This is a genomic window from candidate division KSB1 bacterium (assembly GCA_034506255.1).
GTDB classification, from domain to species: Bacteria; Zhuqueibacterota; Zhuqueibacteria; order Zhuqueibacterales; family Zhuqueibacteraceae; genus Coneutiohabitans; species Coneutiohabitans thermophilus.
This window is the reverse complement of record JAPDPX010000002.1, coordinates 527,919-541,720: the sequence shown is the minus strand read 5'-3', so window position 1 is coordinate 541,720 and position 13,802 is coordinate 527,919. Positions and strand designations below refer to the sequence as shown.

Here is a 13,802-nt window from a genome sequence, read left to right as displayed (position 1 = left end):
ACAGAGTGTGAATATAAACAAGGCACTTTAATAAAGCAATATTTTTGTTCTGGCAATGCCAGCATCACGAGACAAGGCTCCCTACCCGACGGCAGTTTTTATGGTGGTCTCCATTTCACCGATCTGGTCATCCAGGAAGACTCGCAGTCGCCTGAACTTGCTCAGACCCGTGCCTGCTGGAATGAGATTGCCCATAATGACATTCTCCTTCAGACCCAGCAGCCGGTCGACTTTCCCTTCGATTGACGCCTCGGTGAGAACACGGGTGGTCTCCTGGAAGGAGGCCGCGGAGATAAAACTATCCGTGGTCAAAGAAGCCTTGGTAATACCGAGCAGCAGGGGTTGAAAAGTCGCAGGTTTCGCCGGACGGAATTTGATTGGGTTCTTGCCGGCGGCCTTCAACTTGTCGTTCAGACGGTCGACTTCGGCCTGGTCAAGCAATGCATCCACCGCCAACTTGGAATCACCAGGGTCGGTAACCACCACCCGCTGCTTCATCGACTCGTTTTCGGCAAGGAAGCGAATCTTGTCAACTTGATCGCCTTCCAAATAAGCCGTATCTCCCGGATCTTCGATCTTCACCTTCTGCAGCATCTGCCGCACGATGACTTCAATGTGCTTGTCATTGATGCGAACGCCTTGCAGGCGGTAAACTTCCTGGATTTCATTCACCAGGTACTCCTGCACTTTGTTCGGCCCCATGATATTCAGAATATCCTGCGGCGCGATCGAGCCTTCCGAGAGTTTCTCACCCGCCTGCACCCAATCACCATCGTGCACGAGTACGTGTTTGCCATACGGAATCTGATAGACCTTTTCTTCCTTGCCATCCCGCGAAACAATGGTGATTTTGCGAACGCCACGGCGTATTTCCCCGAATTTGACCTGACCGTCGATCTCGCTCACGATCGCCGGTTCCTTCGGGCGGCGCGCTTCAAACAGCTCCGCCACGCGCGGCAAACCACCGGTGATATCACGGGTTTTGGCAATCTCACGCGGAATCTTCACCAGCACATCACCGGCCTTGACCTCCTGGCCGTCGTGCACCTGCAAGTGCGAACGGGTCGGCAGGATGTAGGTGCTGAGCTTGCGATCGCCTTCCATGATATGAATTTGCGGGCTGAGATTGCGCAGACGCGTCTCGATGATGACCCGCTGCTTCAGGCCGGTGGTCTCATCAAGCTCCTCGCGCATGGTGATATTCTCGCGGATATCCACGAACCTGACGACGCCGTCATGATTGGCGAGAATGCTGGCGGTATAGGGATCCCAGCGGAAGAGAATTTTACCGCGCTTGACGGCCTCATCTTCCTTCACCAGCAAGTTGGCGCCGTAGGGAATGATGTATTGCGCCACCGTGCGGTTGTTCTCATCAATGATCTTGAGCTTGCCATTGCGGCCCACCGCTATGGTGGTGCCATCGCCATGCAACACCGACTTGAGATTCTCGAACTTCACGATGCCGTCGTTCTTCGCGCTCAATTGCGATTGTGCCGCAATGCGGGAGGCGGTGCCGCCAATGTGGAAGGTGCGCAGGGTCAACTGCGTTCCCGGCTCGCCAATCGATTGAGCAGCCATCACGCCCACCGCCTCGCCGATATCGACCATCTTGCCAGTGGCAAGATTGCGGCCATAGCAGCGGGCACACACACCGCGCTCGGCCTCGCAGGTCAGCACGGAACGAATCAACACCGTTTCGAGACCGATGTTGGAAATCTGATCAGCGCGGTCTTCATCGATGAGATCGCCGGCGGTGCAGATGATCTCGCCGGTATCGGGATTGTAAATATCCTCCTGCACGACGCGGCCCAGAATGCGGTCACGCAACGGCTCGATAACTTCCTCCCCTTCCTTCAAATCTCCGATGCGCAGGCCGAGAATCGTGCCACAGTCTTCCATCGAAATGATGACGTCTTGTGCCACATCGACCAGGCGGCGGGTGAGGTAACCCGCGTCCGCAGTTTTCAACGCGGTGTCCGCCAGACCCTTGCGCGCGCCATGCGTGGAAATGAAGTACTCCAGCACCGACAGACCTTCCCGGAAATTCGCGGTGATGGGATTCTCGATGATTTCGCCCATCTGGCCGGTCATTTTCTTCTGCGGCTTGGCCATCAAACCACGCATGCCGGCAAGCTGCCGAATCTGCTCCTTGGAGCCGCGCGCCCCGGAATCGGCCATCATGAAGATGGGATTGAAGCCCTGTCGGTCAGCCTGCAAGCGATCAAACATCTTCTCCGCCACATCACTGGTGGTGTGCGTCCAGATGTCGATGATCTGGTTGTAGCGCTCGCCGTCGGTGATCACGCCCTTTTCATACTGATTCTGAATTGTATGCGCCTTTTTGAAGGCATCTTCCAGGAACTTGTTCTTCTCATCCGGGATGATCACATCCTTCACCCCAACGGTCACCCCGGAGAGCATCGCGAAGTGGAAGCCGAGCTGCTTGAGTTCATCCAGGAACAGGGCGGTTTTGTAGTTGCCGAGCTGCTTGTAGACCTGGGAGGTCAACTCCTCCAGACGTTTTTTGGTAAGCAGCTCATTGACGAAGCCGACTTCGCGCGGCACGATCCGGTTGAGCAGCACCCGGCCCACGGTTGTTTCGATGAGTTTGCCATCGATGCGGACTTTGATCTTGGTATGCAGGGCGATCTGATTGGTATGATAGGCAATATTGACTTCCTCGACGTTGGCAAAAATCTTTCCCTCGCCCGGCAGACCGCTCTTCGCCTTGGTGAGATAATAAATGCCCAGCACGATATCCTGGCTGGGAATGGCCAGGGGCCGCCCGGATGCCGGTGACAGGATGTTGTGGCTCGACAGCATCAGCAGGCGGGTCTCGGTTTGTGCATAATAGCTCAACGGGACGTGCACCGCCATCTGATCGCCGTCAAAGTCCGCATTGAACGCCGCGCACACCAATGGGTGGATCTGAATCGCCTTGCCTTCAATCAAAATCGGTTGAAAGGCCTGAATGCCCAGACGGTGCAGGGTGGGGGCGCGGTTCAGCAGGATGGGATGATCGTCGATGATCTCTTCCAGGATATCCCACACACTGCCATCGCGGCGGTCCACCATCTTTTTCGCACTTTTCACCGTTTTGGCGATCGAACGTTCGACGAGCTTGCGAATGACAAACGGCTTGAACAGCTCGAGCGCCATTTCTTTGGGCAGGCCGCACTCATGCAGCCGCAGCTCGGGACCGACAACGATCACCGAGCGGCCGGAATAGTCAATGCGCTTGCCGAGCAAATTCTGGCGAAAGCGCCCCTGCTTGCCGCGCAGCATGTCGGACAGCGACTTCAACGGGCGGTTGCCGTCACCACGCACCGCTGCCGTCTTGCGGCCGTTGTCGAACAGCGCGTCGACCGCCTCCTGCAGCATGCGCTTCTCGTTGCGCAGGATCACTTCCGGCGCCTTGATCTCCATCAGCTTCTTCAGCCGATTGTTGCGGATAATGACACGGCGGTAGAGATCATTCAGGTCCGAAGTCGCAAACCGGCCGCCCTCCAGGGGCACCAGCGGCCGCAATTCCGGCGGAATCACCGGAATGACGGAGAGCACCATCCACTCGGGGCGATTGTTGCTGCGCTTGATCGCCTCAATCACCTTCAAGCGCTTCAGGGCTTCGGTTTTGCGCTGGAAAGAAGTCTCCGTTTTGACCTGCTGACGCAATTCCATCGAGAGTTGCGCCGGATCCGCACGCTTGAGCAAATCCAGAATAGCTTCCCCGCCAATCTTGGCGATGAAAGCCTCGGTGCCCGGCTCGTTGCCACCGGTGTTTTCCCCCAGTTCCGACAAGATGCGGAAATAATCGTCCTCGGTGATCAGCTCTTTGGGTTTCAGGCCGCTGCGACCGGGTTGAATCACGACATAAGATTCATAGTAGATGACCTTCTCCAGGTCTTTGCCGCTCATGCCCAGAATGTAGCCAATCTTGGAGGGCAGGGCCTTCCAGTACCAAATGTGCACCACCGGCACCGCGAGGGTGATGTGCCCCATGCGTTCGCGGCGCACCGATTTAGTGGTCACTTCGACGCCACAGCGATCGCAGACGATGCCTTTGTAGCGAATGCGCTTGTATTTGCCACAATGGCATTCCCAATCGCGCACCGGGCCGAAGATTTTCTCGCAAAACAGGCCGTCTTTTTCCGGCTTGAACGACCGATAGTTGATCGTCTCCGGCTTGGTCACTTCGCCATGTGACCGCTCGAGGATCTTGTCCGGCGAGGCGAGGCTGATGGCGATGGCATTAAAGCTGCGACGGGCGGCCGCATCCTGTTTCGGAAAGTATGTCAAAACTCACCTCCACTGCATCAGAGAGGTTATTCCAAAGGCAACGCTTTTCACACAGTCAGAGCAAACCGCAAGGCCGGTCAGTTGGACTTGCCGTTCCCACTGTCATCGATGAGCTCAACATCCAACCCCAGACCCTGCAATTCCCGAATGAGAACATTGAAGGATTCCGGCAGGCCGGGCTCGGGTAAATTGTCACCCTTGACGATGGCCTCATACACCTTGGAACGGCCGCGGACATCATCGGATTTCACTGTCAGGATTTCCTGCAGGGTGTATGCGGCACCATATGCTTCCAAAGCCCAGACTTCCATTTCACCAAACCGCTGGCCGCCAAACTGCGCCTTCCCGCCCAGCGGTTGCTGGGTGATCAAGGAATACGGCCCGATCGAGCGGGCATGAATCTTGTCTTCCACCAGGTGGGAGAGTTTGAGCATGTAGATTTGGCCGACCGTGACCCGCTCGTTGAAAGGCTCGCCGGTGCGGCCATCGTACAGCACCACCTTGCCATCCTCCGGAATGCCGGCACGTTTCATTTCTTCAACAACTTCTTCCTCGCTGGCACCATCGAAAACCGGGGTGGCATATTTCAACCCGAGCTTGGCAGCCGCCCAGCCCAAATTGGTTTCAAAAATCTGACCGAGATTCATGCGTGAAGGCACCCCCAGCGGGTTGAGCACGATGTCAACCGGCGTGCCGTCCTCCAGATAGGGCATGTCTTCGATCGGAACGATCTTGGCAACAACACCCTTGTTGCCATGGCGGCCGGCCATTTTGTCGCCCACCATCAGCTTGCGCTTTTTGGCGACATAAACCTTGGCAAGCTGCACGATGCCGGGCGGCAATTCATCGCCCACAATGATCTTGAGCTTGCGACGTTCGTACTCTTCTTCCGTGTCCTGCACCTTGCGCTCATATGCGGAGAACAGGGCCTCCACCAGTTCGTTGATGCGCTTTTTTTCCGTCCAGCCCTCACCGCGGTCGAGTTTGTCGAAATCCAGCTCCGCAAGACGCTCGGGAGTCAGTTCGGTGCTGGCGCGCACCACCACTTTGCCGTGCAGGTCGCGAATGGTTGCCGCGGTCTCGCCGGACAGCAAATTGATGAGCTTCTCGTTGCGCAGTTGCTTGATCCGGTTCAATTCCCGGGTGTGCCATTCTTCGATCTCATCGACCTTCTTCTTTTCCTGGCGCTTGGACTTGGCATCCTTTTTCTTGCGCGAGAAAAGTTTGGTGTCGATCACGATGCCTTTCAAGCCCGGCGGCGCCTTGAGCGAAGCATCCTTGACATCGCCCGCTTTTTCGCCGAATATTGCCTTCAACAGTTTCTCTTCCGGCGTGGGGTCGGTTTCGCCTTTGGGCGTGACTTTGCCGACGAGAATGTCGCCCGCCACCACTTCCGCACCCACGCGAATGATGCCGTTCTCGTCGAGATCCTTGGTCGATTCTTCGGAGACGTTGGGGATTTCGCGGGTCAGCTCTTCCTCGCCACGCTTGGTGTCGCGCACTTGCAGCTCAAATTCCTCGATGTGCAGCGAGGTGTAAATGTCCTTCTGGACCACGCGCTCGGAGATGACAATGGCGTCTTCGAAATTGTATCCCCGCCAGGGCATGAACGCCACCAGGACATTGCGACCCAGAGCCAGCTCGCCGCCCTGGGTGGCACAACCGTCGGCCAGCACATCCCCCTTCTTGACGCGGTCCCCCACGCGCACAAGAGGCCGTTGATTGATGCAGGTATCCTGGTTGGTGCGCATGAACTTGGTGCAGCGGTAAGTCACCAGATCGGATTCTTCAAAATTCAACAGGGTTTCCAGATCGGTTTTCTTGCCACGCCCCGGCGAGGGATCCTTGCGGATGACGATCTTGTCCGCTTCGACATGCTCCACGACCCCGTCATGCTCGGAAATGATCATGGCACGCGAATCGCGGGCGACTTTGGCTTCGAAACCGGTGCCGACCAGAGGCGCCTCCGGCACCAGCAGCGGCACCGCCTGGCGCTGCATGTTGGAGCCCATGAGCGCGCGGTTGGCATCATCGTGTTCCAGAAACGGAATGAGCGCCGCGGCCGCGGATACGATCTGGTTGGGCGAGACGTCCATGTAGTGCACTTCCTCGGGCTGCACCACGGGAAACTCGCCCTTGATCCGCGCCTTCACGCGATTGCTGATGAAATGCCCTTTGTTGTCGATCGGCGCATTGGCCTGGGCAATCACATACTGGTCTTCATCATCGGCCGACAGGTACTCGATTTCATTCGTCACGCGGCCGTTCTTGACCCGGCGATAGGGCGTCTCGATGAAGCCGAAATCATTAATGCGGGCAAAGGTGGTGAGCGAAGAAATCAAGCCAATGTTCGGGCCTTCCGGTGTTTCGATCGGACACAGCCGGCCGTAGTGAGTGTAGTGCACGTCCCGGACTTCGAAGCCGGCGCGTTCGCGTGTCAACCCGCCGGGGCCGAGCGCCGAGAGGCGCCGTTTGTGAGTCAATTCGGCCAGCGGGTTGGTTTGATCCATGAACTGCGAGAGCTGGCTGGTGCCGAAGAAGGTGTTGATCACCGAGATGATGGTGCGCGCATTCACCAAATCCTGCGGGGTGAGTTTTTCACTGTCGCGCAGGTTCATGCGCTCCTTGATGGTGCGGGCCATGCGCGACAGGCCGACGCTCATCTGCTGCGCAAGCTGCTCGCCCACCGTACGAATGCGGCGGTTGCCCAGATGGTCGATGTCATCGGCAGTGCGGTGACCGTTGCGCATGTCGAGCAGGTATTTGATGATGGTGAGGATGTCGGTTTCGGTGAGCACCGTGGTCGACACCGGTATGTCCAGCCCCAGCTTCTTGTTTAAACGGTAACGGCCGACTTCGCCGAGATCATAGCGCTTGGGGTTGAAAAACAGGCGGTCGAGAAACTGCCTGGCGGTGTCCAAATCCGGCGGTTCACCGGAGCGCAATAGGCGATAAATCACCTCCAACGCCTCGTCCTGCGAGTGCGCGGTGTCGCGGCGCAGCGTGTTCGAAATCACTTCCGGGCCGTAGGCGCTCTCGGCACGCAGCAGGCGCACGGTGGTGATCCTGGCTTTTTTCAGACGCTCGATCGCTTCTTCCGTCAGCTCCGCATCTTTCTCGAGCAGGATTTCGCCGGTCTCGCGATCGACGACATCATTGATCGACTGGCGGCCAAGAAACTGCCTGACTTTGGGGTCAGCGAGCTTGACTTCGTCGATCAGGTCAAAAAGCTGCAGAATATCCTTGTCGCTGGAGTAGCCGATGGCCCGCAGCAACGTGGTGACCGGGAATTTCTTGCGCCGGTCGATATAGACGTACATGACGTCGCTGATGTCGGTGAGGAACTCGACCCAGGAGCCGCGCAGGGGGATGATGCGCGCGGAGAAGAGCTTGGTGCCGTTGGGATGCTTGAGTTCATCGAAGAATACCCCCGGGGAGCGATGAAGCTGGCTGACCACGATGCGCTCGGCGCCGTTGATGATGAAGGTGCCGCGGGTGGTCATGGCAGGGATGTTGCCCAGGTAGACGATCTGTTCGGTGGTTTCGCCGAACGTGCCGCTTTCCTCGTCCTTCACCGACAGCCGCAACTTGGCTTTGAGCGGAACGGAATAAGTGACGCCCCGCTCCTGACATTCGTCCATGTCATACTTGGGCTTCTCGATGTAGTATTCCACGAAGTCCAGACAAAAATTTTCCCGACTGTCATAAATCGGGAAAATTCCTTTGAAAACCGCCTGTAGTCCTTTGTTGTCGCGCTTCGAGGGCTCGACATCGAGCTGCAGGAATTCATTGAAGGACTTGAGCTGAATGTCCAGCAAATCCGGCAGATCGATCACGGTGCTCAGCTTCGAAAAGGAGCGCCGCTTTTCGTTGGTATGCTCCATGCAACATGCACCTGTAAACAGCAACCTCTTTCCGGCGGAAAGAAGGCTGGGTCAAATTCTGAACGTTGCGCGATGGCCGCGATGCTACTTGATCTCGACCGTGGCGCCCGCTTCTTCGAGTTGCGCTTTGATTTTCAGGGCCTCTTCCTTGTTGATGCCCTCTTTGAGCGTCTTGGGGGCGCTGTCCACCAGATCCTTGGCTTCCTTCAAGCCGAGATTGGTGAGCGAACGCACGACTTTGATGACGTTGATCTTGTTGGCGCCGGCATTGGCCAACACCACGTCGAACTCCGTCTTCTCTTCCGCCGCTGCTTGCGCCGGCATCGCACCGCCAGCCTGGGGCATCATCGCAACCGCGGGTGCCGCCGCGGACACGCCGAAGCGCTCTTCGATGGCTTTGACCAAATTGGACAGTTCAAGAACACTCATGTTCTCGATCGCCTGGATGAATTCAGTGGTAGACACTACGTCCTCCTTCTTGACCTTATGAATAAATGACAAGCCTCGCTCATGTGCGATGCACCGAGGCGCTAAGGTTTCACGGTCCGCCGGTCAGGGCGTGGCTGCCGTCTTTTGTTTCTGTTCGGCGAGGGCATTGAGCGCACAGGCCAGCTTGCGCACAATGCCCTGCAACGAGTTGGCCAGGCCGGCGACGGGCGCATTCAAACCACCCAGCAAACGCGCCAGCAACTCGTTGCGGCTGGGCAGCTTGGAGATTTGTTCGGCGAGTTTGCCGTCATAAAACTGGCCCTCAAACACAAAGGCCTTGATGGTCGGCTTCTCGCTGTTTTTCAGAAAATCGAGCAGCACCCTGGCAGGCGCCGCCGGGTCTCCCATGCCGAAGGCGATGGCAGTCGTGCCTTCAAGATGAGGCACAATGTCTTTCATCCCCACCTGGGTCGCGGCCAGGCGGGTCAGCGTGTTTTTACTGACACGATAATCAACGTTTGATTTGCGCAATTGCCGCCGCAAGCGGGTAATCGCTTCAACCGTGAGGCCCGAGTAGTCAGTCACGAAGACACTTTTTGCCGCCGACAATCGGGCGGCCAGATCACGGACGACTTCCTGTTTTTCCAGCCGAATTGCTTTGGTTTGTGGCATGGTCTCTTCCAAAAGTCTAAACTTTGAGGTCGCCCATCACGGCATTGCTGTCGATCGCGATGCCCGGCCCCATCGTACTCGACAGCGTGATGCTGCGCACATACTGGCCCTTCGAGGATGCCGGCTTCAGACGGAGAACGGTTTCAACAAAAGTCCGCACATTGTCGGCAATCTGCCTTTCCGTGAAAGAGGCCTTGCCAACGTTTACATGGAGAATGCCGTTCTTGTCCACCCGGAATTCGATTTTACCGGCTTTGACTTCCTTCACCGCCTGTCCGACGTCAAAAGTGACGGTGCCGCTTTTGGGGTTGGGCATCAGGCCGCGCGGCCCGAGCACCTTGCCGAGCTTGCCAACTTCACCCATGACATCGGGCGTGGCAATGACGACGTCGAAATCAAACCAGCCTTCATTGATTTTTTTGATGTACTCTTCGAAGCCGACATAATCCGCCCCGGCCTCGCGCGCTTCCGCTTCCTTGGCACTTTTGCACAACACCAGCACCCGCACCGTCTTGCCGGTGCCATGAGGCAGGGACACCGTGCCCCGCACGACCTGATCCGCGTGCCGGGGATCGACGCCCAGGCGCATGGCCACTTCAATGGTCTCATTGAACTTGGCGGTCGCCGTTTTTTTCAACAGCGCCACCGCTTCCTCCAGGGAGTATTCCTTGCCCGGCTCGATCAGTTTGGCAAGCTCACGATAGCGACGGCTGTGTTTCATAATTTCTGGCCCTGTCTGGGAGTGTTTCTCAAGAAGTGCTGCACCTGCTTTACACAACTTCAATGCCCATGCTGCGTGCCGTACCCTGCACCATGCGCATGGCGGCCTCCAGGTCGTTGGCGTTCAAATCTTCCATCTTGGACTGTGCAATCTGCCGAACCTGCTCTTTGGTCACCTTGCCGATCTTGTTGCGATTGGGCTCGCCCGAGCCTTTGGCCGCGCCCAAGGCTTTCAGCAGCAGCACCGAAGCCGGCGGCGTCTTGAGCACGAATGTGAAAGAACGGTCGGAGTAGACAGTGATGATAACCGGAATGACCAATCCCTGGCGATCGGCAGTCTTGGCGTTGAATGCTTTGCAAAATTCCATGATATTCACACCATGCTGACCAAGTGCCGGGCCCACTGGCGGCGCGGGATTGGCCTGCCCTCCCGGGATTTGCAGTTTGATTTCCTTGACTACTTTTTTTGCCATGCCTCAGCTCTCCGACCTCGTTATTTTTCCGACTCAATTTGCAGGAAATCCAGCTCAACAGGCGTGGAGCGGCCAAAAATACTGACCATGACTTTCGCCTTTTTCTTCTCTTCGTTTATCTCCTCGACAAAACCGGTGAAATCTAAGAAAGGACCATCAGTCACGCGCACCGGGTCCCCGACCTTGAATGGTACGGAGACAATTTCCTTGGCACGGCTCTCCTGCACACGCCCGAGAATGCGGTCAATCTCATCCTGGCGCAGCGGTTGCGGCTTGTTCTTGGGGCCGACGAAATTGGTGATGCCGGGAGTGTTGAGAATGAGATGTTGGGTGTCCTTGTCGAGCACCATCTCGACGAGCATGTAGCCCGGGAAAAAAGTCTTGTTGCGGACGCGCTTCTTGCCTTCGCGCATTTCCGTGACTTCTTCGGAGGGAATCAAGATCCCGGTAATGCGATCGGAAAGGCCCAGGGCTGCCGCTTCATTCTCCAAGTAGGCCTTGACCTTTCGCTCATGTCCGGAGAGAACGTGAATCGCGTACCATTTTTTCGCCGAGGTCTCAGAGCCTGAGGTCTCGGTATTATTTTTTTCAGGAGTTTCTTCCACGGGAATGTATGGAAATTTGAAGTGTTCTCTGATTGCTTCTAACCGATCAACCGGTAAAGCTGCTGCACGCCCCAGGAGAGCAGCCGGTCAACCGCACCGGTGATAATCGAAAAGAAAAGAGTCACCACCAGAACCACGAGGGTCGAGTCTTTCAGGTTCTCCCGGCTCGGCCAGCTTACCTTGGTCATCTCGGTCTTGATTTCATCAAAATAGGACTTCGCTTTTTCAAGCAGCTTCTTCATGGTGCGGTCTTTCTGCAATTCGTGACGATCACGTGGCCGGTGGCCTAGGTTTGCGGTAGCAGGCCTGGAGGGAATCGAACCCCCAGCCTCCGGTTTTGGAGACCGGCGCTCTAGCCAGTTGAGCTACAGGCCTACACAGAAGCCGCGCTAACGCGACTCTTTGTGAAGAGTATGCTTGTTGCAGAAGCGGCAATACTTCTTGAATTCCACACGCGCCGTATGCGTCTTCTTGTTTTTGGTCATGGCATAATTACGGCGCTTGCAAACACTGCACTCGAGGGTGATGTTTTCTCTCACGGCGCGTCAAACCCTGTCTTAATTATCATCCGGGATACTTACCACACCAACATGGAGCTCACGACCGGGATTGAACCGGTGACCTCTTCCTTACCAAGGAAGTGCTCTACCGACTGAGCTACGTGAGCCTGCTTGCACGAAGAGCGGGAGACGGGACTTGAACCCGCGACCAACAGCTTGGAAGGCTGTGACTCTACCACCTGAGTTACTCCCGCCTGAGAGCATTTCTTGCGCCAAGCTTGCAGCCCGGCACCCTGACATGTTCCATCCACAACCAGTGTGTGGTGCACACCCAACAATGAGTGGGGAGGGAAGGATTCGAACCTCCGAAGGCATAGCCAGCAGATTTACAGTCTGCCCCATTTGGCCACTCTGGAACCTCCCCTTGACTTGAAAGCAAGCACTGCTCGTGTCGCTACCTCGAGCCACCAGCAGGAATCGAACCCGCGACTTCCTCATTACAAGTGAGGCGCTCTACCGTCTGAGCTATGGTGGCAACTTCGTGCCGTTGACACTGACAGGCACCAAGAAATCTATCCTTTAAGCTCAGGCAAAACAAGACCATCAGACTTGAAATTAGAATCTAATCTCGCGTCTTGTGCGGTTGCACGGCACGAATTTTTTTATCTTTCGAGCCTGTAGTTTTTGGACATAGACTCGTAATATATAAAAGTTGTTGAATTTGTCAAGATTTATTTTGCTCGCAACGGTTACATTTTGACAATCAAAAAATCACGCGAAAAGGATGACTGCCGGAACGGCGCGGCAAAACCACCACACCCAGCACAGACAGTGGAAACTGCCAGAAAAAAGCCGCAACCATGGGTTGATGCCGATGTTTCTCGTTGGGGATTCACCTGCCATGGAGTCGAAAAGTGTTGCGATTGGCGTCCTCGCCATCGTGCCGAGAGAGAAAGGCCCCCTGACGCTCTGACTTTTCGCTGTTGCGGTTCTGCTGCTACAGCCGGCCTGTATCACAACACAAGCTTGGTCGCGATCATCTCTCGGGTGGTTGTTGGTCACGTGATGGCCGTGCCACTGCGTTGTTCCCACCAAAGCAGCCGTGTCGTGCCAGAAGCTTTCATTGTTCCGGCGGACGAACCGCTTGTTGCCGCTGTTGCGCAGGCGCCCTACCGGGTAAATTCAACTTCCCGTAAAAATCAATTGACATTGCCGACTATTTGGAATATTTTTTCGCGCTGCTGAATAATCTCTTGCGACCATCCGACAGGGAACACCGCCACGCTGCGCAAGAGGCTGCCCCACGCACTTCACAGGAGCCATCTATGAAGCTGACGAAGCAGCAACGTCAAATGATCATCCGCGAATTGATTGTCTCCCATCATATTTCCAGCCAGGATGAGTTGAGCCGGATGTTGCGGCGGCAACGCGTGGAAGTCACACAAGCCACTCTCTCGCGCGACCTGCGCGAGATGCGCATCGCACGCATGCCGGAGGACAACGGTGTGCGCTACGTTTTGCCCGAAGTCGCGGAGGGCAAAAAGCTGCGCCGTGTGGTGCAGGAGGAGATTGTGCAGATTCAAGGCAATGAATGTGCGATTCTGATCAAGACGTTGCCGGGGCGCGCGCCCGGTGTGGGTGTTTTTATCGACCATCTCAAACATCCGGATATTCTCGGCACCGTGGCCGGCAACGACACGCTGCTCGTTGTTCCGGCAAGCATGAGCAAGACGCAGGTCGTGATCGAGTTTTTGCGCAATCTCGGCGCCAGTGACACAAAAGCCGAGGGCAACAGCCAGCCAGCCTGAAGGCACACAGGCTTTGCCATTTCCCCGCCTTTCTTCTCTTCCTTAAAAAGTTTTATCCGCCATTGTCTCACAAACGGCAGATCAGCAACCGACCGGCACTCCGATCTTATTCCTGATCCCACCCAACCGCCAGTCCGCCCAAAGTGAAGGCGGCCTGCCAGATTTTTTTCCGCGAATCCATCATCTAAAACCTATATAGAAACAATGTAATGATTGCATACCATAACGACATGATGCCGGAACCCACAACTCACCGCGAAAAGTGGCTTTGTCCCTACCCCCATGAGGTGGCACCAATTCTTGGGCAATTCCAACCCGGGGTCAATGGAGCAAGCAATGCCGACAACGGCCTTTCTGAGGTGTGCAGTGATCCGAGTTGCCGGCAACCCATTCTGCGCTGTTCGGGTTGTGGTGC

Annotated in this window: 10 protein-coding genes and 5 tRNA genes; 1 reads left to right on the top strand and 14 read right to left on the bottom strand. The window is 56.2% G+C overall.

From position 1 onward, the window contains the following. Positions 1-81: 81 nt before the first annotated feature. The 14 genes from rpoC to ONB52_05670 all read right to left on the bottom strand — a co-directional run bounded on the left by rpoC (position 82) and on the right by ONB52_05670 (position 12,114). Complete coding sequence (gene rpoC / locus ONB52_05735) at positions 82-4,296, bottom strand: DNA-directed RNA polymerase subunit beta' (GenBank protein ID MDZ7415645.1); 4,215 nt, start codon at positions 4,294-4,296, stop codon at positions 82-84. Positions 4,297-4,373: 77 nt separating this feature from the next. Then, positions 4,374-8,180, bottom strand: coding sequence for a DNA-directed RNA polymerase subunit beta (rpoB, locus tag ONB52_05730; GenBank protein MDZ7415644.1), 3,807 nt, complete (start codon positions 8,178-8,180; stop codon positions 4,374-4,376). Positions 8,181-8,264: 84 nt separating this feature from the next. Next, a complete protein-coding gene (rplL, locus tag ONB52_05725; GenBank protein ID MDZ7415643.1) occupies positions 8,265-8,645 on the bottom strand; it encodes a 50S ribosomal protein L7/L12 in 381 nt (126 codons plus the stop codon). An 87-nt stretch (positions 8,646-8,732) separates the two neighbouring features. Further along, on the bottom strand, positions 8,733-9,281 hold the full coding sequence (rplJ, locus tag ONB52_05720) for a 50S ribosomal protein L10 (protein ID MDZ7415642.1): 549 nt from the start codon (positions 9,279-9,281) through the stop codon (positions 8,733-8,735). 16 nt (positions 9,282-9,297) lie between these two features. After that, positions 9,298-10,005, bottom strand: coding sequence for a 50S ribosomal protein L1 (gene rplA, locus ONB52_05715; protein MDZ7415641.1), 708 nt, complete (start codon positions 10,003-10,005; stop codon positions 9,298-9,300). 46 nt (positions 10,006-10,051) lie between these two features. Further along, on the bottom strand, positions 10,052-10,474 hold the full coding sequence (rplK, locus tag ONB52_05710) for a 50S ribosomal protein L11 (GenBank protein ID MDZ7415640.1): 423 nt from the start codon (positions 10,472-10,474) through the stop codon (positions 10,052-10,054). Between the two features lie 20 nt (positions 10,475-10,494). After that, complete coding sequence (gene nusG, locus ONB52_05705) at positions 10,495-11,079, bottom strand: transcription termination/antitermination protein NusG (protein MDZ7415639.1); 585 nt, start codon at positions 11,077-11,079, stop codon at positions 10,495-10,497. A 38-nt stretch (positions 11,080-11,117) separates the two neighbouring features. Next, a complete protein-coding gene (secE, locus tag ONB52_05700; protein MDZ7415638.1) occupies positions 11,118-11,321 on the bottom strand; it encodes a preprotein translocase subunit SecE in 204 nt (67 codons plus the stop codon). Positions 11,322-11,380: 59 nt separating this feature from the next. After that, positions 11,381-11,454, bottom strand: a tRNA-Trp gene (locus tag ONB52_05695). A gap of 14 nt (positions 11,455-11,468) precedes the next feature. Further along, positions 11,469-11,618, bottom strand: a complete 150-nt coding sequence (rpmG, locus tag ONB52_05690; protein MDZ7415637.1) for a 50S ribosomal protein L33 — start codon at positions 11,616-11,618, stop codon at positions 11,469-11,471. A gap of 52 nt (positions 11,619-11,670) precedes the next feature. Further along, positions 11,671-11,746: transfer RNA gene (locus ONB52_05685), tRNA-Thr, on the bottom strand. 14 nt (positions 11,747-11,760) lie between these two features. Beyond that, positions 11,761-11,833, bottom strand: a tRNA-Gly gene (locus tag ONB52_05680). An 88-nt stretch (positions 11,834-11,921) separates the two neighbouring features. Further along, positions 11,922-12,003: transfer RNA gene (locus ONB52_05675), tRNA-Tyr, on the bottom strand. 38 nt (positions 12,004-12,041) lie between these two features. After that, positions 12,042-12,114 (bottom strand) — tRNA-Thr (locus ONB52_05670). A 790-nt stretch (positions 12,115-12,904) separates the two neighbouring features. Here ONB52_05670 and ONB52_05665 point away from each other — a divergent pair. Continuing rightward, entirely contained in the window at positions 12,905-13,387 is a 483-nt protein-coding gene (locus ONB52_05665; GenBank protein MDZ7415636.1) for an arginine repressor, read from the top strand. Positions 13,388-13,802: the final 415 nt, after the last annotated feature.